The organism is Dactylosporangium sp. NPDC049140 (assembly GCF_040648435.1).
In genome coordinates this window covers 102,175-127,279 of record NZ_JBEZDS010000016.1, presented here as the reverse complement: position 1 = coordinate 127,279, position 25,105 = coordinate 102,175, and the positions used below count along the sequence as shown (strand labels likewise).

Sequence of the window (25,105 nt, the reverse complement as noted above, 5' to 3'; positions counted from 1 at the left end):
CGGAGCGCGCGACTTATCGCTGCGCGGCGCGGAGCGCGCGACTTATCGCTGCGCGGCGCGGAGCGCGCGACTTATCGCTGCGCGGCGCGGAGCGCGCGACTTATCGCTGCGCGGCGCGGAGCGCCCGACTTATCGGCGTGCCCGACTTGACGGCGCCCCGCCGTGCGCGATCAGTAGCGGTGGCTGCCCTGCGCGCCCCGCAGGGCTCGCTCGGCCAGGGCCAGGTCCGACGCCGCCGCCCGCGCGAAGGGGCTCGACGCCCCCAGGAGTTCGGCGTAGACGGCCTGGGCCGCGCGGTACTCCGTGATGGCCTCGTCCAGCCGCCCGAGGTCGTGGAGCACGCTCGCGAGGCGGTGGCGGGAGACGGCGGTGTCCAGGTGCACCGGGCCCAGGAGCCGCAGCCGGCTGCCCAGGACCGCGCGGTGCTCGGACTCCGCGTCGCCCAGGCGGCCCGCGTGGTGCAGGGCCGACGCCAGCAGGCTGCGGCTCATCAGGGTGTCGCGGTGCTCCGGGCCGAGCAGGCGCGCCCGAGCGCGCATCACGGTGCCGTGCTCGTCGATCGCTCGGTCGAGCTCGCCCATGTCCTGGTAGACCTTGGCGAGGTTGCTGCGGCTGATCAGCGTCTCCTGGTGGTTGGCGCCCAGGACGCGGGTGCGGGACTCCAGCACCCGCTGGTGCTCGCCCTCGGCGCGGGTCAGGTCGCCGAGCTGGTGGTAGATCGTGGCCAGGTGGCTGCGGCTGGTCAGCGTGTCGGGGTGGTCCTCGCCCAGGATGCGCACGCGGGCGGTCAGGGCCTCGTCGCACTCCACCAGGGCCTCGGCGAGGCGGTCCAGGTCGCGCAGGACCGTCGCGTGCTGGTCGCGGGCGGTCAGGGTGTCCGGGTGGTCCCAGCCGAGGGCGTGGGCGCGGGCGTCGACGATCTCGCGGTACGCCTCCTCGGCCTCCTGGAGCTGGCCCCGCCAGTGCAGGTCGGTCGCGCGCTGCCAGGTCGCCGAGTCGTCGTAGACGCGCGGGGCCGGGGACGGGCGGCGGCGGGGCTCGGGGGCGGGCCACTCGACCCGGTCCGGGTCGTCGTCGTGGTGCTCGGCGGCGCTGCCGTACACGGTCGAGGACGTGACGTGCGGGTACACGTCGTCATCGTCCATGCGCTGCGGCTGCTGGTGCGGGATCGCCGGGGGCGGCGGAGGCGGCGGAGGCGGCGGGGCGACGACCGGGCGGCTCGGGATTCGTACGGGCTCGAACGGTTCCGGCGGGTCGTAGGCCGGCTCGTACTCGTCGAGGATCTCCGACGGCACGTCGATCGGGGACTCGCGCTCGCGGCGGCGCAGCTCGCGGCGCAGGGAGACGATCGCGTCGGAGATGGCGTCGGAGTGGTCGCCGAGGCGCCAGGCGACGGCCGCGACCGGGCGGTCGAGCGCGGTGCTGAGCTGGCGCACGGAGCCGAGGAGCGAGTCGTCCGGGGCGGCGTTGATGATGACCAGGGCGGCCTGGAACGAGGCCGTCGGGCCGACCAGCAGGGCCTGCAGGGTCGCCTGCATCCGCGCGATCGAGAAGCCGGTGCCGGCCCGGATGTCGACGATGATGTGGGCCTCGGACATGGCGATCGGGCCCAGGAAGTACCCGAAGACGGGCTGCAGCTTCTGTCCCTCGCGGCCGGCGGCCTCGTAGAGCGCGGCGTTGGCGCCCTCGTGGTAGGCGATGGCCTGCGGGGCGTGGCCGCGGATGAGCTGGACGAAGCGGTCGTAGGCGCCCTCGGCGTCACCGTCCTGCTGGGCCCGGCCCGCGGAGGCGAGCCGCTCCTCGCGGTCGGTGGAGCGGACGTTGATGATGCCGCCGGACAGGCCCGCGAGGCCGACCAGCACGCCGGCGCCGACCAGGGCGGCGGCCCCGGCGGTGCTGCGGAACTGCACCGTCGTCAGCACACCCAGGGCGACAAGCGCCAGCCCGACGAACACGACGAGAAATCGGGTCTGGCCACTCCAGCGTCCGCCAGTCATCGGTCCTCTTCATCCGCGCCGTACCAAAGCGAGTGCAACAAACGCCCCACGAACCGAGGAGACCCTCCGAAGATCACTACGGGCAACAAGCCGAGATCCTTAGCGTGACGAGAATCCTCCCACGAACCGATGTATCAACGGTAGATCGACGGCATGAACCCCGCCATTCACGCAGACCGACGGGCACAACTGTCAATTTCCCGACAGAATCAGAGCAGGGAGTCACGCCACTGGGCGTGCAGGTCGGCGTAGTGGCCGCCGCCGCTGATCAGGGCCGACGGCGGGCCGTCCTCGACGATCCGGCCGCCGGACAGGACGAGCACGCGGTCGGCGATCTCCACTGTGGACAGGCGGTGGGCGATGACCAGCGCGGTCCGCGAGGCCAGGATCGTGCGCAGCGCCTGCTGGACCAGCCGCTCGCTCGGGATGTCCAGAGAGGACGTCGCCTCGTCGAGAATCAGCACCGCGGGGTCGGCCAGAAAGGCGCGCGCGAACGCCACGAGTTGGCGTTGTCCGGCCGAAAGGCGTCCCCCGCGCTTGCGGACGTCGGTGTCGTACCCGTCCGGCAGCCCGCGGATGAACGCGTCCGCCCCGATCGCCGCCGCGGCCGCCTCCACCTCGGCCCGTGTCGCGCCCGGGCGGCCGAAGGCGATGTTGTCGGCGACGGTGCCGGAGAAGAGGTAGTTCTCCTGGGTCACCATCACGATCGCGCGGCGCAGGTCGTCCTCGGCCAGCGAGCGCAGGTCGACGCCGTCGAGGGCGACCGTGCCGGCCGTCGGGTCGTAGAAGCGGGCGACGAGCTTGGCCAGCGTGGACTTCCCGGCGCCGGTCGCGCCGACCAGCGCGATCGTCTGCCCGGCGGGGACGAACAGGTCCAGCGGTGGCAGCACCGGGCGCCCGGCGTCGTAGGCGAACTCGACCGCGTCGAAGGCGAGCTCGCCCCGCGCCGCGGCGAGGCGTGTGGGCGTGCGCGGCTCGGCGACCGCGGGTGGCTCATCGAGTACCGCCGCCAGCTTCTCCAGGGCGGCCGTCGCGGACTGCAGCGTGTTGTAGAACTGCGACAGCTCCTGCATCGGCTCGTAGAACCGGCGCAGGTAGAGCAGGAACGCGGCAAGCACCCCGACCTCGGTGCGCCCGTGCAGCACCCGCCAGCCGCCGTAGGTGAGCACCACGGCGACCGAGACGTTGCCGATCATCTTGATGGCGGGGGAGTACGTCGCGACGAGCCGCTGCGCGCGCAGGCTCGCGTCCCGGTAGTCGCCGTTGACCGCGGCGAAGATCTCGTCGTTGCGCCGCTCGCGCCGGAAGGCCTGCACGGCGCGGATGCCGCCCAGCGACTCGACGAAGTGGATGATGACCAGCGCGATCGTCTCGCGGGTCCGGCGGTACGCCCGCGCGCTGGCCCGCTGGAACCAGCGCGAGAGCCACAGCAGGAACGGGAACGACGCGAGCGTCACCAGGGCCAGCGGCGGGTCGAGCCACAGCAGGATGCCGGCCACCGAGAGCACCGACAGCGCGGCGAGCACCAGGTCGTCCAGCGCGCCGTCGACGAGCTCGGAGATGTTGTCGACGTCGCTGGTGAGCCGCGCGATGACCCGGCCCGAGGTGAACCGCTCGTGGAAGCCGATCGACAGCCGCTGGAGGTGGTTGTACACGCGGCCGCGCAGGTCGAGCAGCACGGCGTTGCCGACCCGGCCCGACAGCGCCAGGAACGCCCGCCGGGTGCCGAACTCGGCCGCGGTGGCCAGGCCGAACAGGACGGTGACGAGCACCAGCGTCGGCGGGTGGCCGATGCCGCGGTCGATGCCCAGCTTCACCAGCAGCGGCCCGGCCATCCCGGCCAGGTTCTGGGCCAGCAGCAGCGCGACGAGCGCGGCGATGGCCGCCCGGTGTGGGCGCAGCAGCGAGCCCAGCAGCCGCCGGCTGGCGACGCGCCGGGTCGGGTCGGGCTCCTCCGTCGCGGTGCCCCGCCACCGCTGGACGTCAAGCGCCACGCAGCACCTCGCGGTAGCCGGGGCACGTGGCCAGCAGGTGCGAGTGCGTCCCGATCGCGGCGAGGCGGCCGCCGTCGAGGAACGCCACGCGGTCGGCGAGGGCGATCGTCGACGGCCGGTGTACCACGAGCAGCGCCGTCGTCCCCGCCAGCACGGTCGACAGCGCCGCCTCGACGAGCGCCTCGGTGTGCACGTCCAGCGCCGAGAGCGGGTCGTCGAGCACGAGCACCCGCGGCCGCCCGACGACCGCGCGGGCCAGGGCGAGGCGCTGGCGCTGCCCGCCCGACAGCGAGAGCCCCTGCTCGCCGATGCGCGTGTCCAGGCCCCACGGCAGCTCGTAGGCGAATCCCGCCTGGGCGATGTCGAGGGCCTCGGCGATCTCGGCGTCGGTGGCGTCGGTGCGGCCGAGCGTCAGGTTCTCCCGCACGCTCATCGAGAACAGCGTCGGGTCCTCGAAGGCGGTGCCCACGATCCGGCGCAGCGAGTCGAGGCGGATGTCGCGGATGTCGTGCCCGTCGATGGTGATCGCCCCGGCGTCCACGTCGTACAGCCGCGGGACGAGCGAGACGAGCGTCGTCTTGCCGCTGCCGGTGAGCCCGACGATCGCCACGGTCTCGCCCGGCTCGACCTCGAGGTCGATGCCGCGCAGCACCGGCCGGCCGGGCTCGTAGCCGAACTCGACGCCGGAGAAGCGCAGCCGGCCCTCCACAGTGGACAGCGTGGCGGCCCCCGGGCGGTCCACGATGGACGGCGCGCTGTCGAGCACCTCGTAGATGCGCGCGGACGCGCTCATCGCCTCCTGCGCGTTGGCGATGATCCAACCCAGGATGTCGATCGGCCAGACCAGCATCACCTGCAGCGCCACGAACCCGACAAGCGTGCCGACGGTGAGCTGGCCCCGCGAGACCTGCACGGCCCCGGCCACCAGCACCACCGCGAGCGTCACGTTGGGCACCAGGTCGAACTGCGAGAGCGTGCGCGCCACCATGCGGCTCTTGCCCACGCCGAGGTCGTGCACGTGCCGGGCGCCCCCGGTGAAGCGCTCGCTCATGTGGTCGCGCCGGCCGAACGCGCGGATCACCCGGATGCCCTGCGCCGACTCCTCGACCTGGGTGGTCAGGTCGCCGATCGCGTCCTGCAGCTCGCGCGAGGCGGCGAAGTACCGCCCGGTGAAGCGCCGCACGATGAGGAACAGCGGGATCGCGCTGAGCGCCACGAACAGGCCCAGCGGCCAGTACAGGTGGATCAGCAGTCCCGACACGGCCAGGTAGGTGGCGAGGTTGAGCACGAAGAAGAAGAGCCCGAAGGACAGGAACCGCCGGATCGAGGACAGGTCCGCGGTGGCCCGCGAGAGCAGCTGCCCGGACTGCCAGCGGTCGTGGAACTCGATGGGCAGGCGCTGCAGGTGCGCGTACAGATCCTCGCGCAGCCGCGCCTCCATGCCCACCGACGAGGCCGACTGGGCCCAGCGGCGGATGAAGCTCAGCACGCTCTCGCACACCCCGAGCGCGACGGCGAGCCCGCCGAGCAGGAACAGGCCGCGGGTGTCGCCGTGGCGCACCGGGCCGTCGACGACGCGCTGGATGAGCAGTGGAATGGCGAGGCTGGCCGCGGTGGACAGCACCGCGGCGAGCATCGACCACGCGGTGAGCCGGTAGTACGGCTGCAGGTAGACCCGCATGCGCCACAGCGCGTGGGCCTTGCCGGGCCGCCGCGCCTGCAGGTGCGCGGCGGTCGCTGACATGCTTCAAACGTACTTGTCCCGTTACATCGTCGCCAAGCGATATTCAGATAGCCTCATGTTCCAGCAGCCAGCGCTTGACCGGCAGGCCCCAGCGGAACCCGCCCAGCGTCCCGTCCAGGCGCAGCACCCGGTGGCAGGGCACGAACAGGGCCGCGGCGTTCGTCGCGCAGGCCATCGCGGCCGCGCGGACCGCGGCCGGGCGCCCGGCCCGCTCGGCGAACTCGGTGTAGGTCACCGGCGCGCCTGCGGGCACCTGCCGCAGCACGTCCCACGCGTGTGCGATGAACGACCCGCCCCGCTGGCGCACCGCGACGCCGTCGATCGCGGCCAGATCGCCGTCCACATAGGACTGCAGAGCCTTCAGCGGTACCCCCGGATCGGCGCGCTGCTCCGGCGTGCCCGAGAGCCGTGCGAGCTTCATGAGCCCGGGCACATCGGTGGTCCAGCCGCTGGCCAGCACCGTCTCGTCCGCGTCGGTGAGCATGGTGAACGGGCCGGCGGGGGTGTTCGTCGTGGTCCAGTACGTGCTCATGGCATCCTCCAGAGTCTGATGGCGGCGTAGGACCGCCAGGGCCGCCAGCGCTCGGCGTGTGCGGCCAGGGCCTTCGGGTTGTCGGGGAGCCCGGCGGCCCGCGCGCCGCGCAGCACCCCGAGATCGGTGGGCAGGAAGGCGTCGGGGTCGCCGAGGGCGCGCATCGCGGTGTACTGCGCGGTCCAGTCCCCGATGCCGGGCAGCGCCTTGAGCCGCTCGACGGTCTCGTCGCGGTCGCCGCCGCCGTCGAGGTCCAGCCCGTCGACGACCGCGGTGGCGAGCCCGCGCAGGGTGCGCCGGCGCGACTCGGGCATCGCGAACGCCTCGTCGGGCAGCGCCAGCAGCTCCTCCGCGCTCGGGAACAGCCCGGCGTCGGCGCTGATCAGCTTGCGCAGCACGGTGCGCGCGGCGGCGACCGAGATCTGCTGGCCGACCACGGCCCGCACGGCGATCTCGAAGCCGTCGGTGGCGCGCGGTACCCGCACGCCCTCCTCCTTGAGCACCATCGGCGCCAGGGCCGGGTCGGCGCCGAGCACGGCGTCGACGGCGGCCGGGTCGGCGTCGAGGTCGAACAGCCGCCGGCAGCGCGCCACCGCCGGGGCCAGGTCGCGCAGGTCGGTCAGGCGCAGCGTGGCGGCCACGTGGCCCGGGTGCGGGGCCAGGGTCGCCCGCCCGATGCCGTGGGGCAGCCGCAGGTTGCGGTGGTACCCCTCCGCGTCCAGCCCGTCGATCCCGGCCACCGCGCGGTCGCCGAGGAACGTCAGCAGCGCCTCGGCGTGCAGCGGGGCCCGGTACGGCAGCCGCACCGAGATCAGGCCCTCGTCCGTCTCGGGCTGCGTGCGCCGCTCCCGCAGCTGCGACGGGGTGCGGCCGTAGATCTCGCGGACCGTGTCGTTGAACTGGCGCACGCTGCCGAAGCCGGCCGCGAACGCGATGTCGGCCAGCCCGAGCCGGGTCGTCTCGATGAGCACCCGCGCGGTCTGCGCGCGCTGCGCCCGGGCCAGGGCGAGCGGGCCCGCCCCCACCTCGGCCGCGAGCATGCGGTGCAGGTGGCGCTCGGTGTACCCGAGCCGGCCCGCGAGCCCCGGCACCCCGTCGCGGTCGACCACCCCGTCGGCGATGAGCCGCATCGCGCGCCCGACCACGTCGCCCCGCACGTCCCAGTCGGGCGAGCCGGGCGCCGCGTCGGGCCGGCAGCGCAGGCACGCGCGGAAGCCCTCGCGCTGCGCGGCCGCGGCCGTCGGCAGGAACCGCACGTTCTCCCGCTTCGGCACGATCGCCGGGCAGGAGGGGCGGCAATAGATCTTGGTCGACTTGACCGCGGTGACGAACACGCCGTCGAAGCGCGAGTCGCGGCTGGTCGCCGCCTTGCGACAGGTTTCGAAGTCGAGTTCCACGACTCCATCCTGCCCCGCGCGGGGGCCGTCGACTGGCGGGATTCGGACGCGTACTTGTACGACGCCCGGCCCTAGTCTGTTCGCTATGACTGACCACGAGGCCACCGAGGGACTTGAGGCCGCCGACCACGGCTCCGCGCACGCCGGGCTGGGGGCGGCCGACGACAACGAGCCGCGGATCGTGCAGGTGCACGGCGAGCACGGCGAGACCATCTACGCGCTGGACCGCGACGGCGACAACGTGGCCGACGCGGCCGCCTACGACGACGACAACGACGGCGTGATCGACCGGATCGCGATCGACACCGACGGCGACGGCACGCTCGAGACCGAGCTGCGCGACCTCGACGGCGACGGGCGCATCGACGCCGTCTTCGTCGACACCGACGGCGACGGCCACAAGGACGTCGCGGCGCTCGACTCCGACGGCGACGGCCGGTTCGACCGGGTGATCGTCGACTCCGACGGCGACGGGCACATCGACACCGACATCCGCGACACGAACCACGACGGCCGGGCCGACTACATCGCCCGCGACGAGGACGGCGACGGCCGCCGCGACTACGCCGTGACCGACAGTGACCACGACGGGCACTTCGACACCGTGCACTACGACGACCCGAAGAGCGACCCGCTGGCCCAGGCCTGAACGTCCGGCCGCCGCCCCCTCGTCACAGGCGGCGGCCGTTCGTAGGCTAACGATCATGTCCGAGGACATGGAGCTGCTGAACCCGGCCGAGCAGAGCGTGTACCGGCTGCTGGTGCGTCTGGCCGGCGCGGGCACCGACGACCTGGCCGAGCGCGCGGACATCCCGGCCGCCGAGGTCGCCCGCCTGCTGGAGTCGCTGCGGGCCAAGGGCCTCGCGCGGGGCGGGCCGATCTTCGAGCCGCTGCCGCCCGACGTCGCGCTCGGCGACGCCCTCCTGCGCCGGCAGCGGGCCCTCGACTCGGCGCGGCGGGTGGTGGCGGGGCTCACCGAGGAGTACCGGGCGACGTCGCGGCGGCGGATCGCCGACCATCTCGTCGAGATCGTGGTGGGCGCCTCGGCGCTGCGGGAGCGGCTGCGCGACATGCAGGACTCGGCGCAGGACGAGATCCTGTGGTTCTGCCGCGTCAACCCGATCGCGATGGCCGGGCCCGAGAACACCGAGGAGTCTTCGGCGCTGGCCCGCGGGGTCCGGTACCGCGCGATCTACGAACGGGCGCTCATCGAGATGCCCGGGGAGCTCGACGGCATCGCGGCCTCCGTGCGCCGGGGCGAGCGGGCGCGGGTCGTCGACGCGCTGCCGGTCCGGCTCGCGATCGCCGACCGCGCCATCGCCATCTGCCCCCTCGTGCCCGACCGCGACCTCGGCCTGGTGGAGCCGACGGCCGCGCTGATCCGGCGCAGTGAGCTGCTGGACGCGCTGCTGGCGCTGTTCGAGGGCACCTGGGAGCGGGCGGCGCCGCTGCTGGAGGGCGATGCGGACGCGGGGCCGGTCGGGGCCGAGCGGCTGCTGCTGTCGCTGTTCGTGGCCGGGTTCCCGGACAAGTCGATCGCCTCGCAGCTGGGTGTGAGCAAACGTACCGTCCAGCGGCGTCTGGAGCGGGTGATGGCCACGGCGGGGGTCGATACCCGGGCCGGGCTGGCGTTCGAGGCGGGGCGCCGGGGCTGGCTCGCCTGAGGCCGCCGCCGTGCCGGGCGGTGGAGCCGGCTCGCCGGGGCCGCCGGGGCCGCCGGGGCCGGGGCGTTGGGTCGCCGCGCCGTGTGCCGGGTCGGCCCGACCGGGCCGCCGCGCCGACCTGTCCACATTGCGCCATGTCCGCATTGCGGCACAGGCCGGACATGTCGCGAGAATCGTTCGGGAATCAGACTTCTCGGTCGGGTGGCCCGGACGATCCCCCCTCACAGTCCGCGCCGCCCGTGCCAAGGGCCGCGTGTCGTCGTTCAGCCCTCCACCTAGGCGACGCCGCGCGGCCCTCCCTCGTTCTCGACGTTCGCCGCGCGCTGGGACAGCCAGCGGGTGCCGAAGTCGACGAGCTCGCGCTGGCGCATCAGGCGGCCGGTGCCGGCCCCGACCGGGCCCACCCGCTCGCCGCCGGTGATCTCGGCGAAGTCGGCGCCGAGCGGCTCGAAGAGCGAGGTGTCGTCGGCCAGCTCCCGGTACGTGACCCAGCGCCGCTCCCCGTCGGCGAGCACGGGGGAGCCCTGGCGCAGGTACCGCTTCGGGGCGTCCGCGCGGTACTCGGCGAGGTGCAGCGACGTGTTGTTGTCGTGCCCGACGCCGAGCAGCAGGACCCACGCGTCCGCCTCATAGAGCCGGGCCAGCGGCGAGCCCTCGCCGAGGCCGTCGTCCAGCCCGTGGCCGCCGGTGATCCGATCCGCGAGCGGGCCGAGCGCGGCGAACGAGACCGTCGGGTGGGCGCTGCGCACGACGCCCGGGAACGAGCGGAAGCACTCGACGACCGCGCCCATGTAGCCCGTCGGCGTGATGCGCGGGTCGTACGCGGGCGTCTCGGCCCGGATGATCTCCCACCACGGCTCCGGGACCGGCGGGTTGCCCCAGTCCGCGGGCTCGGTCAGCTGCCGCGAGTGGGTCGGCATCACCAGCGTGCCCTGCGGGCCGAGCGCCTCCAGCAGCGCCAGCACGACGGTGTGCGCGCCGCCGGCCACCCAGCCCAGGCGCGACAGCGCGGAGTGGGTGACGACTGTCGCTCCCGGGGGCAGTCCGAGCGCGCGCAGCTGCGCGGCCAGACCGGTGGTCGTTCCCGGGCGGGACGTCCGCGCGACGGCATCGGCTTCCATCCCTTCATAATCGCGTAGCCCTTCATAATTGCCGGCATGGTGCGGTGGACGTTGTCGGGGTTCGGGGATGAGATCGATGCGGATCCGGCGGTACAGCTGCCGGTGCTTCTGGCTCTTGGCGCGCGGCACGTCGAGGTCCGCAGCGCGTGGGGCACGAACGTCGTGGACCTGGCCGACGAGGACGTCGCCCGCCTGGCCGACGTGCTGGCGCGCCACGGCGTCGGGGTGTCGGCCGTCGCGTCGCCGATCGGCAAGAGCGGCGTCGGCGACGATCCGGCGGCCGAGCAGGCCCGGCTGGAGCGCGTGGTGTGGGTGGCCCGGAGGCTTTCGGCGCGGTACGTGCGGCTGTTCTCCTTCTACCGGCCCGACGGGGTCGCCGCGGCGGACGTGCGCGACACGGTGGTGCGCCGGATGCGCGCGTTTGCGGACGTCGCCGAGCGCGAGTCGGTCGTCCTGGTGCACGAGAACGAGAAGGCGATCTACGGCGACACGCCCGAGCGCGTGCTGGACCTGATCGAGTCCGTGGGGTCGCCGGCGCTGCGGGTGGCGTGGGACAACGCGAACTTCGTGCAGGTGGGCGTGCGGCCGTTCACCGAGGGCTTCGCGATGCTGCGGCCCTACATCGAGTACCTGCAGGTGAAGGACGCCCGCGCGGCCGACGGGATCGAGGTGCCGGCCGGGTACGGCGACGGGGAGCTGCCCGAGACGCTTACCGCCCTGCGCGACTCCGGGTTCGAGGGCTTCGCCTCGCTGGAGCCGCACCTCTCGGACCCGGCCTTCCCGGACGTGCTGTCCGGGCCGCGGCGGTTCGGGGAGGCGGCCCGCGCGCTGCGGGGGCTGACCGACGAGCTGGGGATCGAACTGGCCTGAACCGGCTGTTGCGTACGCTTACGTGTTGTGGCACTCAGCATCGGCATCGTCGGCCTGCCCAACGTGGGCAAGAGCACCCTGTTCAACGCCCTGACCAAGGGGGACGCGCTCGCCGCGAACTATCCGTTCGCGACCATCGAGCCCAACGTCGGCGTCGTCGGGCTGCCCGACACGCGGCTCGGGCGGCTGGCCGAGCTGTACGACTCGCAGAAGATCATTCCGGCCCCGGTGTCGTTCGTCGACATCGCCGGGCTGGTGCGGGGCGCCTCGAAGGGGCAGGGCCGGGGCAACGCCTTCCTGGCCAACATCCGTGACGCGTCGGCGATCTGCCAGGTGGTGCGGGCGTTCTCCGACCCGAACGTCGTGCACGTCGACGGCAAGGTCTCGCCCCGCGACGACATCGAGACGATCAACACCGAGCTGATCCTCGCCGACCTGCAGACCATCGAGAAGGCGCTGCCGCGGCTGGAGAAGGAGGCGAAGGTCCGCAAGGAGCGCGCCGGCGTCGTGGCCGCCGCGAAGGCCGCCGGCGAGCTGCTCAACGAGGGCAACACCCTCTACGCGGCCGGCTTCGACGTCTCCGACCTGGGCGAGCTGCACCTGCTCACCGCGAAGCCGTTCCTGTACGTGTTCAACGTCGACGAGGCCGGCCTGGCCGACGAGTCCTTCCTCGACGACCTGCGCGCCATCGTCGCCCCGGCCGAGGCCATCTTCCTCGACGCGAAGATCGAGTCGGAGCTCACCGACCTCGACGAGGAGGAGGCCCTGGAGCTGCTGGCCTCGATCGGGCAGCCGGAGCCGGGCCTGCACCAGCTGATCCGGGTGGGCTTCCGGACCCTGGGCCTGCAGACGTACCTCACCGCCGGGCCCAAGGAGACCCGCGCCTGGACGATCCCGACCGGCGCGACCGCCCCGGAGGCGGCCGGCGTGATCCACTCGGACTTCCAGCGCGGCTTCATCAAGGCCGAGGTGGTCTCGTTCGACGACCTGATGACGGCGGGCTCGATGAACGCCGCGAAGGCCGCGGGCAAGGTCCGCATCGAGGGCAAGGACTACACCATGCAGGACGGTGACGTCGTCGAGTTCCGGTTCAACGTCTAGGAGCGCACCTTGTCGTACGTGGTCGATTTCGAGACCGTCTCCACCACCGGCCTGGAGACCTCACCGGTGGCCGAGGCCCTCGCCGGCCTGCGCGCCAACGAGGCCCGTTACTTCAAGAACAAGTACGACCACGTCTTCACGGTCGAGCCGGCGACGGCGGCCCCGGATGCGGTGGAGTACGTGCACCGCATCCTGCGGGAGGAGCGGGACCTCGCCATCGGCTCCCGGCCGCTGGAGGTGACGTCCTTCGAGGTCGAGGGCGTCCGCTGGACCTACGTGTTCTACGAGTCGGGCCTGTCGGTCAACGTGCTCTACACCGTCGAGGACGGCGGGAAGCGCGCCGTCGGCTTCAAGCTCTCGGACGGGATGGAGGTCCCGGAGGAGCTCGCGGACCGCTTCAAGTTCGCCCGTCAGCGGTCGAAGCTCGCCGGCACCATCCGCGGCTCGTTCTTCGTCATCAAGGGCGAGTACTGAGCCGGTTCCGATCGGCCGGGCGCGCAGCGCCCGGCACATCGGTGCCGTGCGGTCTTGTCCGCACGGACGCCGGGATTTCTGGCGGGAGCGACGGTCCGCAGGTGACGCGGGCCCGAGCAAGGATCTTTTATGCCGCTCCGGCAATGATGTTCTTGTACAGGTCCTCGATGCGTGCGGCAAGCGTCACTTCGCCCGGGGAGAGGTCCGACTCGTCGCTGCCGGGCACCCGTAAGCGGATCTGGGTGCGGCCGTCCAGGCGGCGGACGTCCGGGCGGACGCCGACGGCATCGGCGACCACTTTCATTCGCTCGGTCAGTGCCGCATGCTGGGAATCGTCGAGATGCAGCGTCCGGCGGATCTCACCGCCGTCATGTGTCCAGCCTTGTAGTAAGGCCAGCGCATCGCTGAGATAGTCGCGGTGATCATCGCTCCACCGGGCCCGCATGTCGACCTACCCTCCCACGGCATCGTTGCCGGCTTGTGGCCGATTCGAAGCCTGCCCGTCATCAACGGTGTCTGCAAGTCTGACTAGCAACCGGGGGATCTGTCCACGGCCACTTTTCCCTCGTCTGGTGAACAACAGGGCATAGCCCGCCACCGGAACTTCATATGGATCTGGCACCCTGGTTGCCCGTGCAGACCGAACGGTTGATGCCACGGATCATCGTCGGCGCGGCGATCATCGCCGACGGGCGCGTTTTGGCGTGCGAAAGAGCCCAACCGCCCGAAATGGCCGGAAAGTGGGAGTTCCCCGGGGGCAAGGTCGATCCGGGGGAGACCGAGGAGCAGGCGCTGGTGCGCGAGTGCCAGGAAGAGCTCGGGGTCGACGTCGCGGTGGGCGAGCGGGTCGGGGACGACATCGCGATGCTGAACGGGACCGCGATCCTGCGGGTGTACATCGCGACGCTGATCAACGGCGGCCAGCCGCTCCCGCTCGAGCACAGCGACCTGCGCTGGCTGGGCGCGGGGGAGCTCGACAGCGTGCCGTGGCTGCCCGCCGACGCGCCGATCGTGCACGCGCTGGAGCCCCTGCTGCCCTCGTAGGCGCCGTTGTTACCTTGGGCCCCGTGGATGTCACATACGCCGAGGTCGGCGCGACGCGCGAGGGTCCGCTGCCGGCCGGCTATCTGCACGTGACCCGGCGGGTCCGCCTCACGGCGGGGTTCGCGGCGGCGGCCGAGGCGCTCGCCCGCTGGCGGCCGCAGCACGGGGCCGGGCTCAGGGTGCGCACGGACGCGGAGCGGGCCGGGCTCGGGGTCGAGTTCGCGTCCGGGATCGGGGCGGGCCCGCTGCGGCTGTGGGTGCCGTGCAGGATCGTGTGGATCGTCGACGAGCCCGGCCGCTACGGGTTCGGGTTCGGGACGCTGCCCGGGCACGTGGAGACCGGCGAGGAGGCGTTCCTGCTCTCCACCGACGCCGAAGGGCACGTATGGTTCGACGTGCGGGCGTTCAGCCGTCCGGCCAAGTGGTGGGTGAAGCTGGGCGCGCCGGTGGCGCGCCTGTTGCAGGCGAAGGTCACGGACCGCTACGCGGCCGCGATGCAGAGCCTCTGACCGGTGGCCGAGGCCCTGCATCCGCGGGGTCGTCTAGTGCTCGTCCGGGTGGTTGTACCGCAGCTTCTCCGGTGGCAGCGGGAACTCCTGGTCGTCGCCGAACGGCGAGGCCGCCGCGGCGCGGTCCAGGTAGAGCTCGGCCACGGTCAGCTTGCCGTCCGAGCCGACGGCCGGCTCCTGCGGCACGGGGCCCTGCTGGTTCCAGTGCGTGCCCGTGTCCGCCGCCGCGCCCGTCGGGCTCGACGCGTGCGCCAGGGCCGGCTCGTCCAGTTGGTCACGGCGGAAGATCTTGCGCCCAAGCCAGGTCACGGGGTCGTACCTCCGATCGACAACGCGTTCCTTCATGGGAATGATCGCATTATCAGTGATCTTGATGTGTTCGGGGCACACCTCGGTGCAGCACTTGGTGATGTTGCAGTAGCCCAGGCCCTGCTCCGCCTGGGCCATCTCCTTGCGGTCGCCCCGCGCGTCGAGCGGGTGCATGTCCAGCTCGGCGGCCCGGATGAAGAACCGGGGGCCGGAGAAGGCCCGCTTGTTCTCCTCGTGGTCGCGGATCACGTGACACACGTTCTGGCACATGTAGCACTCGATGCATTTACGGAACTCCTGCGAGCGTTCCACATCGATCTGCTGCATGCGGTACTCGCCGGGCTCCACGCCCTTCGGCGGCGCGAAGGCGGGCATCTCCCGCGCCTTCTGGTAGTTGAAGTTGACGTTCGTGACCAGGTCGCGGATCACCGGGAAGGTGCGCAGCGGGGTGACCGTCACCGTCTCGTTGTCCTCGAACGTCGACATCCGGGTCATGCAGCCCAGGCGCGGCTTGCCGTTGATCTCCATCGAGCAGGAGCCGCACTTGCCGGCCTTGCAGTTCCAGCGCACCGCGAGGTCGGGGGTCTGGGTGGCCTGGAGGCGATGGATGACGTCGAGCACGACCTCGCCCTCGTTGACCTCCACCTGGAAGTCCTGCAGCTGGCCGCCCGTGTCGTCGCCGCGCCAGACGCGGAAGTGGCGATTGGTACCCATCACAGCTCCTCGTCGGTCATGTACTTGGCCAGCTCGCTCTGCTCGAACAGGGCCTGCAGCTCCGGCCGCATCACCGGCAGCGGCTTGCGCTCGAGCCGGACGTCCTCGCCGTCGAGCGAGCAGACCAGGTTGACCCGGCGCCAGTCGGGGTCCATCTTCGGGAAGTCCTCGCGGGTGTGCCCGCCGCGCGACTCGGTACGCTCCAGCGCCGCCTTCGCGGTGCACTCGGAGACCACCAGCATGTTGCGCAGGTCGAGCGCCAGATGCCAGCCCGGGTTGTACCGTCGCCCGCCGGTTACGCCGACCTTCTTCACGCGTTCCTTGAGCTCGGCCAGCCGTACCAGCGAGTCGCGCAGCTCGCCCTCGCGCCGGATGATGCCGACGAGCGTGCCCATGATGTCCTGCAGCTCCTGGTGCAGGGTGTACGGGTTCTCGCCGCCCTCACCCCGCGCCAGCGGGGCCAGCGCCGTCTCCACGGCCGCCTCGACCGCCGCCGGCGACGGCTTGCGCCGACCCGCCTCGGTCGCGTGGACCGCCGCGTGCTCGCCCGCCCGCTTGCCGAAGACCAGCAGGTCCGACAGCGAGTTGCCGCCGAGCCGGTTGGAGCCGTGCATGCCGCCGGAGACCTCGCCGGCCGCGAACAGGCCCGCCACCGCGGCCGACCCCGAGTCGGCGTCGACCTCCACGCCGCCCATCACGTAGTGGCAGGTCGGTCCGACCTCCATGGGCTGCTTGGTGATGTCGACGTCGGCCAGCTCCTTGAACTGGTGGTACATCGACGGCAGCCGCTTGCGCACCTGCTCGGCCGGCAGGCGGCTGGCGATGTCGAGCAGCACGCCGCCGGCCTGGGTGCCGCGGCCGGCCTTGACCTCGCTGTTGATCGCGCGGGCGACCTCGTCGCGGGGGAGTAGCTCGGGCGGGCGGCGGTTGTTGTCCGGGTCGGAGTACCAGCGGTCGGCCTCCTCCTCGGTCTCCGCGTACTGCTTGCGGAAGACGTCGGGGACGTAGTTGAACATGAACCGCTTGCCGTCGGTGTTGCGCAGCACGCCGCCGTCGCCCCGGACCGACTCGGTGACCAGGATGCCCTTGACCGAGGGCGGCCAGACCATGCCGGTCGGGTGGAACTGCAGGAACTCCATGTTGATCAGCGTCGCGCCGCTGCGCAGGGCCAGGGCGTGGCCGTCGCCGGTGTACTCCCACGAGTTCGACGTGACCTTGTAGGACTTGCCCACGCCGCCCGTGGCCAGCACGATCGCCGAGGTCTCGAACAGCACGAAGTCGCCGGACTCGCGGTAGTAGCCGAAAGCGCCCGCGACCGCGCCGTTCTCGATGAACAGCTCGGTGATCGTGCACTCCTGGAAGACCCGGATGCGCGCCTCGTAGTCGCCGTGCTCCGCGTAGTCCTCCTGCTGCAGCGAGACGATCTTCTGCTGCAGGGTGCGGATCAGCTCCAGGCCGGTGCGGTCGCCGACGTGCGCCAGCCGCGGGTACTCGTGGCCGCCGAAGTTACGCTGGCTGATCTTGCCGTCCTTGGTGCGGTCGAACAGCGCACCGTACGTCTCCAGCTCCCAGATCCGGTCCGGGGCCTCCTTGGCGTGCAGCTCGGCCATCCTGAAGTTGTTCAGGAACTTGCCGCCGCGCATGGTGTCGCGGAAGTGCACCTGCCAGTTGTCTTTCGCGTTGACGTTGCCCATGGCCGCGGCGGCGCCGCCCTCGGCCATGACGGTGTGCGCCTTGCCGAACAGCGACTTCGAGATGATGGCGGTCTTCTTGCCCGCGAGCCGGGCCTCGATCGCGGCCCGCAGCCCGGCGCCGCCCGCACCGATCACCACGACGTCGTAGGTGTGTCGCTCGATGTTCGTCATCGGGGGGTCCTAATTCCAGATTCGAAGGTCGGTGATCCAGCCCGCGGACACGGCCATGATGTACGCGTCCGTCAGGATGACCGTGAACAGCGACGTCATGGCGAAGGTGCCGTGCCGGGTGTTCAGCTTGGAGATCAGCGTCCAGAGCCGGTACCGGACCGGGTGCTTCGAGAAGTGCTTGAGCCGCCCGCCCATCACGTGCCGGCAGGCGTGGCAGCTGGCCGTGTACCCCGCCAGCGCGAGCACGTTCACCACGATGATCAGCGAGCCGAGCCCGATGCCGAACCCGCCGTCGTCGCCCTTGAAGGCGTGGAAGGCGTCCCAGACGTTGATCAGCAGGATCAGCGACGCCACGTAGAAGAAGTAGCGGTGCGAGTTCATGAAGACCAGCGGGAAGCGGGTCTCGCCGCTGTACTTCTTGTGCGGCTCCTGCACCGCGCACGCTTGCGGGGACAGCCAGAGCGACCGGTACCCGCTCTTGCGGTAGTAGTAGCACGTCACCCGGAAGCCGGCGACGAACGGGAAGGCCGCCAGGCCGAGCGGAAGCCATCGCGGGAACTCGCCGAACGGGGTGCCGAAGTGCGATGCGCCCTCCTGACAGGAGTCGCTCAGACACGGCGAGTACAACGGCGTGAGATATCCGTGCTCGGGGACGAAGTACCACTTCGCCATGAAAATCCGGATCGTCGAATAGACGATGAAGAACAGCAGAATCGCCGCGATGGAGAGCGGGGAAGTCCGCCACCCGTCCGTCCGCAATGTCTTGGCGGCAATGGCTGCGCGGGGCCCAGCGCCCGCGACTGACCGTGGCCGTGTAGGCGTGGTCGTCATGGTGAGTACTCCCTGGACGGGCTGGTGAAGAGTTCTCTGATGTACCGATCTATGGTCGGTGCACACGTTACGCCCGATCCCGAAGCGACGTGCGCTGGGAGTCTTACGCGCGCCGAGTCGCTACCGAAAGGCCTGATGGAAACCTCGGCCCCGGTTGTGGAGAACTTCACTGTCACGGGCATTCGCGCTCAGCCCGACGCGCCTCCGGTGTAGTTCCACGAGGCGAGCCGCAGCGCCGGGGCCATGAACCCGGCCTCGGCCCACGGCCCCGGCATCTCGACCGCGTGCGAACCGATCCCGAGCACCGCTCCGGGCCCGAGCGCCTGCGGGTAGGACTGCGTGAACCGGAAGTTCCGCACCGGGGTCGTGATCCGCCCGTCCTCGATGAGCCACACCCCGTTGCGGGTCAGCCCCGTGACCACGAGCGTGCGCGGGTCGAGCACCCGCGTGTAGTAGTTGTCGGTGACCAGCAGCCCGCGCTCGACCCCCGCGACGAGCGCCGCCACGGTCGAGTCCGTCGCCGGCCCGTCGACCTCGTGCACCGCCGGCCCGTCCGCGGGCAGCAGCCGCAGGCTCGACGGGATCGCCCCGAAGCTGGCCCCGCCCGGGATCGCGTGCCCGGTCGACTCGGTCCCGTCGCCGGCCCGCGCCGCCGTCCGCCGGTCGTGCACCACCGCGGCCGACACGCCCCGGTCCACGAGCACGACCCGCCGCCGCGGCGTGCCCTCGACGTCGAACGGGATCGCCGTCGCGTCCGGCTGCAAGGCGTCCTCGACCATTGTCACCGCCGGGTCGAACTGCGCCGCGCCGACCTCCAGGAACGACTGGCGGTCGAGCACCATCCGGGCGTTGAACCCGTACATCGCCAGCATCATCAGCACGTCCGCGACCGCGGCCGCCTCGAGCACCACCTCGTAGCGCCCCGGCGCCAGCTCCACCGGGTCGACCCCGGCCCGCGCCTTAGCCGCCGCCCGCGCCCCGAGCACCGCGCCGTCGATGTCCCCGAGCCGCACCGCCGCGAGCCGGGCGAGCCCGTCCGAGCTCGAGGTCCGCGCGATGCCGTCCATCGCCGCACTGGTCCGCGCCGCGGCCAGGTGCTGCCCCGCCGAGTTCGCGTACACCACGCGGGCCGCTGACGTCCGGCAGTACCCGGCGGTGTCCAGCCCCGCGGCCTCGCGCACGAACGCCCGCACCCGAGCGGCCCGGTCGTCCGGCGACGCGGCGGCGGTCTCGTCGTCCACGTTCCCTTCTGCCTCCGGGCCGAGCGCGCTCGGCGGCGCCAGCCCGGGCCACGTCGGGTCGGCGGGCGCGAGCCGCATCGACGCGACCGTGCGCCCCACCAGCGCCTCCAGCCCCTCGACCACCGTGGTCGAGGCGCTCGCCGTCCGCCCGTCGGCGTGCAGCCGCAGCCGCACCACGGTGACCTCGTCGGCCACGTTCTGGTGGATGTACGACCCGGCGAACCGCGTCAGCGCCAGCGCCTGCCGCTCGACCGTCACCTCGGCCTCGATCCCGGCCCCGACCAGCTCCAGCACCCGCTGCGCCAGGTCGGTCTCCGTCGCCGTCACGCTCATCCCCGCACCCCCACGCGCTCGTCGTCCCCGTCAGTGCCGATCCCGGCTGTGTTCCGTGTCATCCGCGGACCCCCACCCTGACGTTCTGGAACCGCGCGGCCGCGGCCGGGTGTCCGGTGTGGCCGATCTGGCCCGGCTGGCCCTTGCCGCAGTTCGGGGTGCCCCAGGAGACGATCTCCGAGCTCAGCATGTCCATGGAGCCCCAGAACCGGGGACCGATGCCCGTATACGTCGGGTTGCGCAACATCCGCCCGCGGCGCCCGTTCTTGATCTCCCAGCCGACCTCGCAGCCGAACTGGAAGTTGAGGCGCTTGTCGTCGATCGACCAGGACCGGTTCAGGTCCATGAGCACGCCGTCGCCGGTCGCGGCGATCATCTCGTCGAGCGTGTGCGGCCCCGGCAGCAGCCCGACGTTCGTCATGCGCACCATCGGCAGCCGTGCCCACCCGTCGGCGCGCACGCTGCCCGCGTAGTCCAGCCCCGCGACCGCGGCCGAGTCGCGCCCGGCGAGCGTGCCGACCCAGATGCCGTCGCGCACCGCATAGCGTTGCCGGGCCGGAGTGCCTTCGTCGTCGTACCCGAACGAGCCCAGCGCCCCCGGAATCGTCGGGTCGATCGTGATGTTCATGAGCTCCGAGCCGTACCGCAGCTGGTTGATCTTCGCCAGGTCGAGCCACGACGTGCCCGCGAACGCCGCCTCCCACCCCAGGATCCGGTCCAGCTCGATGGCGTGCCCGACCGACTCGTGGATCTGCAGCGCCATCTGCTCGCTGCCGAGGATGAGCGTCGTCTCACCCGCCGGGCACTGGGGCGCCGAGAGCAGCGCCCGCGCCTCGTCGGCGATGCGCGCCGCGTGCGCGGCCAGGTCCAGTTCGTCGACGAGCTCCCAGCCGCGGGTGCCGTACTGCCCGCGGTAGGACGGATACGAACGCCGCTGGGTCTCGCCGTCACCGATGACCGTGGCCGAGATTCCCGCGCCCGACTCCCGGATGTGCTGGTCGATGCGGTGCCCCTGCGAGGAGACGAACCACTTGCGCGTGTCCCAGATCTGGTACAGCCCCTCGGCGATGTCCGCGCCCGCCTTGTGCGACTCCGCGGTCGCGCTCGTCAGCAGGTCACCCTTGACCGACAGCGCCACCCCGAGCGGGTCCACCTCGCAGGCGCTCGCCCACGAGTCCACCCGCGCCTCGACGTCGACGAGGTCGACCGCCGGCCCGGGCACCGTGGCCGAGGCCCGGGCGATCGCCGTGGCCCGCTCCCCGGCGCGCTTGGCGGCGGCCGAGCCCAGGTCGGGCACCGCGAAAAATCCCCAGCTCGATCCCACCAGCGCCCGCACGCCGACACCCGCGTCCTCGTCCTGGCTGAGATCCTCGATCTCCCCGTTGCGAGCGGACATCGACTCGGAACGGCGGTGCATCACGCGGGCGTCGGCATATCGGGCGCCGGCCGCGAGGGCTGCCTCGACCGCCGCGGTCGCCACGTCGAAGTGGGTCATGGTTGGACCCTACCGAGGGGGTGTGACACTTTGGGCGGACACGACCCTACGTCGATGTCCCGGCTACCCGACCAACTCGTTGATCTGCCGCGCGAGCGCGATGTCCTTCTCCGTCACCCCACCCGCCGAGTGGGTGGACAGCCGGAAGGTGACGGTCCGCCAGCGGATGTCGATGTCGGGGTGGTGATCGGCGGCCTCGGCCAGGTGCGCGACCTCGGCGACCAGCCGGATACCGTCGAGGAACGAAGCGGCGGTCACGGAGCGCTCGATGCCGTCCGCGTCACCGGCCCAGCCGGCGAGCTTCTCGAGCGCGGCGGAGATCTGGTCGTTGCCGAGTACGTCAGCCATGCTCCCGAACCTACTCCCGCCTGTTCACCGATGTTGCCGGCGGCGGCTGCTTCGGAGGACGGCTATGAGGACCATGACCACTACGGCGGCGCCGATGGCTGTGATCACGGCGGCGCTGCGGTCGGCGGGCGGGGGTGGGCTTGGGGGTGGGGAGGCGCTGGGTGGGGCTTGGGGGATGTCGGCGGTGAGGGCCTTGACGAGGTCCTGCGCGGTCAGGGTGAGCCGGCGAACCACGTCGGGCCTTTGAGTTGCGGGTACTTCGCGCGGATCAGCGCCACGGCGCCGGCGACGAGGGCGTTGGCGTCGCTGGCACCGGTGGCGGTGCGCGCTTCGCCGTCGGCGTCGACCGCGGTGATGTCGGCTCCCGGGGCGACCAGGGTGAGCTCGGGCCTGGCGGCGCGCTCTCCGTTGTGGTCGACGGCGCCGACCGCGACGACGCGCGGCACTCGCGCGGAAAAGGCGAGGTCGGCCGCCGAGGTCGATGTCGGGGCGATCTGGATCGGCAGAATCATGGCTTTGGGGGCGATGCCGAGCACGCCCTTGTCGGCGCCCCGCCCGCGCCCGGCGACGAGGGCGGCCATGGCGGTGCCGTGGCCGACGAGATTCTTGCGTCCATCACCTGTGTTGCCGCCGAAGTCCTTGCCGGGGACAAGGCAGCGCCACGTCGAAGGATCACGGGCGGCGCCGGCGGCCGCGGAGGATGGTCTGGAGTACGGCGATGAACACCATGACCACTACAGCCGCCCCGATGGCCGCGATCACGGCCGCCGTTCGGCCGCTTCCACCGTTGCCGGGCGCCGCGCTCGGGGATGGTGAGGCGCTGGTCAGGGCGGGAGGAACGTCGGCGGTGAGGGCCTTGACGAGGTCGATGACGCCGTAGCCGTACACCGGATCCTTCCCGGGCTCACCCTTGTCCAGCGCCGTCTCGGTCAGCCGGCGGACCACGTCGGGCCCTTTGAGCTGCGGGTACCTGGCGCGGATGAGGGCCACGGCACCGACGACGAGCGCGTTGGCGTCGCTGGTGCCGGTGCCGGTGCGTGTCCTTCCCGCGGCGTCGACCGCAGCGATGTCGACTCCCGGGGCGACCAGGGTGAGTTCGGGCCCGGCGACGGAGATGGCGGCGCGCTCGCCGTTGCGGTCCACGGCGCCGACCGCGACGACGCCCGGCACTCTGGCCGGGAAGTCGACGCTGCCGACGTCGGGCTTGTTGCCGGCGGCGGCCACCACGACAACATCTGCGTCGAGAGCCTTCTGGATCGCAGCGCGCACGCTCTGGTTGTCGCCGCTTCCGACCGAGAGGCAGATGACCTTGGCGCCCTGGCTCACGGCGTAGTCGATTGCGGCGGCGACGTCGCGCGCGTACCCCATGGCAAAGTCGAAGTCGGGAGAGAGCTGAATCGGCAGGATCGTGGCTTTCGGGGCGATGCCGAGCACGCCCTTGTCCCCGCCTCGGCCGCGTCCGGCGATGAGAGCGGCCATTGCGGTGCCGTGGCCTTGCGGATCGTGGCGCCCATCGCCAGTGTTGCCGCCGAAATCCTTGCCCGGGATCACAGCCCCAGCAAGTTCGGGCACGCTTGCCTCGACCCCGGTATCCGCGACCGCGACGAGCACCCCCTCACCCTGGCTGATGCGCTGGGCCTCGGTGACGTGCATGAAATCGAGGTGCCACTGCTGGTCGCGGACGGTGTCTGCGACTGCCGGGACGGGGACGGCCACGGCTGCCAACACCGTCACGGCCAGCGGCAGCGCGATGCGTCGCAGGATCAACGGTCGATTCCGATCACGCCCGGTGGAACGTCGCCGGTAGACGCGGCCGGAGGCGCCTCCAGTACCGGAGCCACGCCCTCTTCTACCGGCCACATCTCATCCTCCGGGCGCTTGTGTCCGGAGCGGCGGCGCTGGGCGTACGCCTCGTAGCTGCGGTCCCGCCAGCCACCGCCGGGCAGCCGTTCGCCACCTTCCGCGCCTGGCTCGGCCGCGACGGGACGGCCGGTGCCGCGCCCGGCAGACCGCGAAGGCCGGCCGCCGCTTACACCTGGCCGTCCAACGGACCCAGCGCCCCGGCCGCCGATGACACCGTGCTCACCGAGTGCAGCACCACCCGTACGACCAACGTCGGATCGGGCCGGTGGACGCTCGATGAGGCCGTTGGTCGGCATCAGTCGGCCGGTCATCGGCGGCACTGGCCGAGGTGTCGGCGGCAGTGTGATCGGCGACCCCACGACCGGTGTGGCCGGCGGGGGCGGCATCAGCACCGGAGGAAGCACCGGCGCCGGAGTGCGGGTCAGAAACGGTCCTGGGTCGAAGGTCATCGGCGGGGTTGCGGGTCCTGGGCCGGGATTGATCAACCCCAGATGGGGCGGCGGCGGATCGAACACTGGCGGAGGCACGCTGCTGGTCGTGCCGTTACCGCGGCCGTTGCGCGGGTTCGACGGCACGACCGGCGGCGCGCTGTCGTCGAGACGCCGTATGCGCGGCATGTCGAGGGGCTGTGCTGTAGCGGCGGTCACCTTTACGTCGGTGTCGTCCATGATGGCGCGGGCCTGCCGGTCGAGCTCCTCCCGATGCTGGCGCAGCACCGCATCGGTGGCGAGATCGGGCATGTTCACGTTCGGTGTCCAGCTGTCAGGCAACGCGTTGATCATTGGGCCTGCCGGGGTCTTCGCGAGGTACGACCGCCACGCCATCTTCGGGTCGTCGTAGGCGTCGTGCAGCGGCTTGATCCGTTGTTGTGCGGCGATCAAAGCGCTGGTCACCTTGCCGTAGACCGTTTTGGCTCGACCGGCCGCCTCCTGCGCACCGGCCATGGCCTCGATGGTCCGGTCGATCTGCTCGAGGAAGGCCTGCGCTGCCGGGCTGCCCTCTGGGTGCCAAGCTTCGGCGAGGTCCTGGCGCAGTCGCCGCAGGTTGTTCACCTGGGCGCTGAGCATCGAGTGCTTCGCCTCCCAGCCGCGCATGGCCTCGGCGTGTTCCGCCGGGTTCTCGTGCGCCACCATCTCCCAGAGTTCGCGCACCGTGTACTGCTGGTAGTTGGTCATGCGGCACCGCCGTGCGTGTTGCGCCGCTCCTGGAGCAGGTCGTTGCGGTTCTGGACCTGGGTGGCCTGCTCGGAGGCGGTCAGGCCCGCCGACGCGCCGCCCTCGACCGACTTCAGGAAGTCGGCGGAGTCGAGGTCGGCATCGCGGTACGTGGTGGCGAGTTCCCTCGCCGTCCGGGCCAGCGCGGCCGTGTTGTGCGACAGCGCCGACAGGAAGGTGATGGCCTGGTCCATCGTGTTCCAGTACTGCAGCGCCGCTTCTTGAACCGCCGGGCTGGCGCTGTGTATGCCGAAAGCGCCGTACGACTGCAGCTGCCGCGTCACGAAGGCCGTCGTCGGGGCGATGTCCTTGTCCACGTAGGCCTGTAGGTCGGCGCCGAAGGTGCGGACGCCCTCCGGGTCGATCTCGATGCGCTTGCCGTCCGCCACGGTTTGCCTCCCCGTCCGTCTATCGACGTGCTTAAAGTAGCGGGGTGGGTACTGGG

The 25,105-nt window shown here is 71.8% G+C and carries 24 protein-coding genes; 7 read left to right on the top strand and 17 right to left on the bottom strand.

Annotated elements, in window-relative coordinates; translation table 11 throughout:
• Positions 1-170: 170 nt before the first annotated feature.
• The 5 genes from AB0B76_RS25835 to AB0B76_RS25815 form a co-directional block, all read right to left on the bottom strand.
• Positions 171-1,997: a tetratricopeptide repeat protein gene (locus AB0B76_RS25835; RefSeq protein ID WP_360379908.1), complete on the bottom strand. Its 1,827-nt coding sequence runs from the start codon at positions 1,995-1,997 to the stop codon at positions 171-173.
• 209 nt (positions 1,998-2,206) lie between these two features.
• Entirely contained in the window at positions 2,207-3,991 is a 1,785-nt protein-coding gene (locus AB0B76_RS25830; protein WP_360379905.1) for an ABC transporter ATP-binding protein, read from the bottom strand.
• Complete coding sequence (locus AB0B76_RS25825) at positions 3,981-5,735, bottom strand: ABC transporter ATP-binding protein (RefSeq protein ID WP_360379903.1); 1,755 nt, start codon at positions 5,733-5,735, stop codon at positions 3,981-3,983. The genes AB0B76_RS25830 and AB0B76_RS25825 overlap by 11 nt, the downstream gene beginning before the upstream one ends.
• Before the next feature lie 43 nt (positions 5,736-5,778).
• On the bottom strand, positions 5,779-6,267 hold the full coding sequence (locus tag AB0B76_RS25820) for a methylated-DNA--[protein]-cysteine S-methyltransferase (protein WP_360379900.1): 489 nt from the start codon (positions 6,265-6,267) through the stop codon (positions 5,779-5,781).
• Positions 6,264-7,664, bottom strand: coding sequence for an AlkA N-terminal domain-containing protein (locus AB0B76_RS25815; protein WP_360379898.1), 1,401 nt, complete (start codon positions 7,662-7,664; stop codon positions 6,264-6,266). The genes AB0B76_RS25820 and AB0B76_RS25815 overlap by 4 nt, the downstream gene beginning before the upstream one ends.
• 85 nt (positions 7,665-7,749) lie before the next feature.
• On the opposite strand from AB0B76_RS25815, the gene AB0B76_RS25810 reads away from it, so the two are divergent.
• On the top strand, positions 7,750-8,313 hold the full coding sequence (locus AB0B76_RS25810; protein WP_360379895.1) for a hypothetical protein: 564 nt from the start codon (positions 7,750-7,752) through the stop codon (positions 8,311-8,313).
• Positions 8,314-8,368: 55 nt separating this feature from the next.
• The gene (locus AB0B76_RS25805) at positions 8,369-9,328 is read left to right on the top strand and encodes a helix-turn-helix domain-containing protein (protein ID WP_360379893.1); all 960 of its coding nucleotides are present in this window, start codon (positions 8,369-8,371) and stop codon (positions 9,326-9,328) included.
• Positions 9,329-9,603: 275 nt separating this feature from the next.
• On the opposite strand, the gene AB0B76_RS25800 is transcribed toward AB0B76_RS25805, so the two are convergent.
• The gene (locus tag AB0B76_RS25800) at positions 9,604-10,449 is read right to left on the bottom strand and encodes an AAC(3) family N-acetyltransferase (RefSeq protein ID WP_360379891.1); all 846 of its coding nucleotides are present in this window, start codon (positions 10,447-10,449) and stop codon (positions 9,604-9,606) included.
• Between the two features lie 36 nt (positions 10,450-10,485).
• On the opposite strand from AB0B76_RS25800, the gene AB0B76_RS25795 reads away from it, so the two are divergent.
• The 3 genes from AB0B76_RS25795 to AB0B76_RS25785 are packed head-to-tail and all read left to right on the top strand — an operon-like array spanning position 10,486 to position 12,894.
• Positions 10,486-11,319: a sugar phosphate isomerase/epimerase family protein gene (locus AB0B76_RS25795; RefSeq protein ID WP_360379889.1), complete on the top strand. Its 834-nt coding sequence runs from the start codon at positions 10,486-10,488 to the stop codon at positions 11,317-11,319.
• A 27-nt stretch (positions 11,320-11,346) separates the two neighbouring features.
• On the top strand, positions 11,347-12,420 hold the full coding sequence (gene ychF, locus AB0B76_RS25790) for a redox-regulated ATPase YchF (protein WP_360379886.1): 1,074 nt from the start codon (positions 11,347-11,349) through the stop codon (positions 12,418-12,420).
• Positions 12,421-12,438: 18 nt separating this feature from the next.
• Complete coding sequence (locus AB0B76_RS25785; RefSeq protein ID WP_360379884.1) at positions 12,439-12,894, top strand: phage tail protein; 456 nt, start codon at positions 12,439-12,441, stop codon at positions 12,892-12,894.
• Between the two features lie 127 nt (positions 12,895-13,021).
• Here the strand turns inward: AB0B76_RS25785 and AB0B76_RS25780 are convergent, their stop codons facing one another.
• Complete coding sequence (locus tag AB0B76_RS25780; RefSeq protein WP_350611762.1) at positions 13,022-13,339, bottom strand: pterin dehydratase; 318 nt, start codon at positions 13,337-13,339, stop codon at positions 13,022-13,024.
• 164 nt (positions 13,340-13,503) lie between these two features.
• Here AB0B76_RS25780 and AB0B76_RS25775 point away from each other — a divergent pair, with 164 nt between their 5' ends.
• Positions 13,504-13,938 (top strand): (deoxy)nucleoside triphosphate pyrophosphohydrolase, encoded by a 435-nt coding sequence (locus tag AB0B76_RS25775; RefSeq protein ID WP_360379882.1) that lies wholly within the window; start codon positions 13,504-13,506, stop codon positions 13,936-13,938.
• A 23-nt stretch (positions 13,939-13,961) separates the two neighbouring features.
• Positions 13,962-14,447, top strand: a complete 486-nt coding sequence (locus AB0B76_RS25770; protein WP_360379880.1) for a DUF1990 domain-containing protein — start codon at positions 13,962-13,964, stop codon at positions 14,445-14,447.
• A 33-nt stretch (positions 14,448-14,480) separates the two neighbouring features.
• On the opposite strand, the gene AB0B76_RS25765 is transcribed toward AB0B76_RS25770, so the two are convergent.
• From AB0B76_RS25765 to AB0B76_RS25720, 10 genes are all read right to left on the bottom strand, one after another.
• Positions 14,481-15,470, bottom strand: coding sequence for a succinate dehydrogenase/fumarate reductase iron-sulfur subunit (locus AB0B76_RS25765; protein ID WP_360379877.1), 990 nt, complete (start codon positions 15,468-15,470; stop codon positions 14,481-14,483).
• Positions 15,470-17,335, bottom strand: coding sequence for a fumarate reductase/succinate dehydrogenase flavoprotein subunit (locus AB0B76_RS25760; RefSeq protein ID WP_360379874.1), 1,866 nt, complete (start codon positions 17,333-17,335; stop codon positions 15,470-15,472). The genes AB0B76_RS25765 and AB0B76_RS25760 overlap by 1 nt, the downstream gene beginning before the upstream one ends.
• A gap of 9 nt (positions 17,336-17,344) precedes the next feature.
• Positions 17,345-18,166, bottom strand: coding sequence for a hypothetical protein (locus tag AB0B76_RS25755; RefSeq protein WP_360379872.1), 822 nt, complete (start codon positions 18,164-18,166; stop codon positions 17,345-17,347).
• 188 nt (positions 18,167-18,354) lie between these two features.
• Positions 18,355-19,740 (bottom strand): metallopeptidase TldD-related protein, encoded by a 1,386-nt coding sequence (locus tag AB0B76_RS25750; RefSeq protein WP_360379869.1) that lies wholly within the window; start codon positions 19,738-19,740, stop codon positions 18,355-18,357.
• Between the two features lie 58 nt (positions 19,741-19,798).
• Positions 19,799-21,235 (bottom strand): TldD/PmbA family protein, encoded by a 1,437-nt coding sequence (locus tag AB0B76_RS25745; RefSeq protein ID WP_360379866.1) that lies wholly within the window; start codon positions 21,233-21,235, stop codon positions 19,799-19,801.
• A 63-nt stretch (positions 21,236-21,298) separates the two neighbouring features.
• A complete protein-coding gene (locus AB0B76_RS25740) occupies positions 21,299-21,583 on the bottom strand; it encodes a 4a-hydroxytetrahydrobiopterin dehydratase (RefSeq protein ID WP_360379863.1) in 285 nt (94 codons plus the stop codon).
• 212 nt (positions 21,584-21,795) lie between these two features.
• Entirely contained in the window at positions 21,796-22,164 is a 369-nt protein-coding gene (locus AB0B76_RS25735; RefSeq protein ID WP_360379860.1) for a S8 family serine peptidase, read from the bottom strand.
• 91 nt (positions 22,165-22,255) lie between these two features.
• The gene (locus AB0B76_RS25730) at positions 22,256-23,350 is read right to left on the bottom strand and encodes a S8 family serine peptidase (protein ID WP_360379857.1); all 1,095 of its coding nucleotides are present in this window, start codon (positions 23,348-23,350) and stop codon (positions 22,256-22,258) included.
• Entirely contained in the window at positions 23,347-24,621 is a 1,275-nt protein-coding gene (locus AB0B76_RS25725) for a hypothetical protein (protein ID WP_360379855.1), read from the bottom strand. Before AB0B76_RS25725 ends, AB0B76_RS25730 begins: the two co-directional genes overlap by 4 nt.
• Entirely contained in the window at positions 24,618-25,049 is a 432-nt protein-coding gene (locus AB0B76_RS25720; RefSeq protein ID WP_360379853.1) for a hypothetical protein, read from the bottom strand. Before AB0B76_RS25720 ends, AB0B76_RS25725 begins: the two co-directional genes overlap by 4 nt.
• Positions 25,050-25,105 lie beyond the last annotated feature (56 nt).

What these genes read in the sequence shown, in the direction of transcription:
- AB0B76_RS25765 (WP_360379877.1), bottom strand. Translation starts at nt 15,470, where the DNA reads ATGGGTACCAATCGCCACTTCCGCGTCTGGCGCGGCGACGACACGGGC.
- AB0B76_RS25745 (WP_360379866.1), bottom strand. Translation starts at nt 21,235, where the DNA reads ATGACCCACTTCGACGTGGCGACCGCGGCGGTCGAGGCAGCCCTCGCG.
- AB0B76_RS25740 (WP_360379863.1), bottom strand. Translation starts at nt 21,583, where the DNA reads ATGGCTGACGTACTCGGCAACGACCAGATCTCCGCCGCGCTCGAGAAG.
- AB0B76_RS25810 (WP_360379895.1), top strand. Translation starts at nt 7,750, where the DNA reads ATGACTGACCACGAGGCCACCGAGGGACTTGAGGCCGCCGACCACGGC.
- AB0B76_RS25750 (WP_360379869.1), bottom strand. Translation starts at nt 19,740, where the DNA reads ATGAGCGTGACGGCGACGGAGACCGACCTGGCGCAGCGGGTGCTGGAG.
- AB0B76_RS25800 (WP_360379891.1), bottom strand. Translation starts at nt 10,449, where the DNA reads ATGGAAGCCGATGCCGTCGCGCGGACGTCCCGCCCGGGAACGACCACC.
- AB0B76_RS25805 (WP_360379893.1), top strand. Translation starts at nt 8,369, where the DNA reads ATGTCCGAGGACATGGAGCTGCTGAACCCGGCCGAGCAGAGCGTGTAC.
- AB0B76_RS25780 (WP_350611762.1), bottom strand. Translation starts at nt 13,339, where the DNA reads ATGCGGGCCCGGTGGAGCGATGATCACCGCGACTATCTCAGCGATGCG.
- AB0B76_RS25820 (WP_360379900.1), bottom strand. Translation starts at nt 6,267, where the DNA reads ATGAGCACGTACTGGACCACGACGAACACCCCCGCCGGCCCGTTCACC.
- AB0B76_RS25725 (WP_360379855.1), bottom strand. Translation starts at nt 24,621, where the DNA reads ATGACCAACTACCAGCAGTACACGGTGCGCGAACTCTGGGAGATGGTG.
- AB0B76_RS25775 (WP_360379882.1), top strand. Translation starts at nt 13,504, where the DNA reads ATGGATCTGGCACCCTGGTTGCCCGTGCAGACCGAACGGTTGATGCCA.
- AB0B76_RS25825 (WP_360379903.1), bottom strand. Translation starts at nt 5,735, where the DNA reads ATGTCAGCGACCGCCGCGCACCTGCAGGCGCGGCGGCCCGGCAAGGCC.
- AB0B76_RS25760 (WP_360379874.1), bottom strand. Translation starts at nt 17,335, where the DNA reads ATGACGAACATCGAGCGACACACCTACGACGTCGTGGTGATCGGTGCG.
- AB0B76_RS25755 (WP_360379872.1), bottom strand. Translation starts at nt 18,166, where the DNA reads ATGACGACCACGCCTACACGGCCACGGTCAGTCGCGGGCGCTGGGCCC.
- AB0B76_RS25795 (WP_360379889.1), top strand. Translation starts at nt 10,486, where the DNA reads ATGGTGCGGTGGACGTTGTCGGGGTTCGGGGATGAGATCGATGCGGAT.
- AB0B76_RS25835 (WP_360379908.1), bottom strand. Translation starts at nt 1,997, where the DNA reads ATGACTGGCGGACGCTGGAGTGGCCAGACCCGATTTCTCGTCGTGTTC.
- AB0B76_RS25735 (WP_360379860.1), bottom strand. Translation starts at nt 22,164, where the DNA reads ATGGCCGCCCTCGTCGCCGGGCGCGGGCGGGGCGCCGACAAGGGCGTG.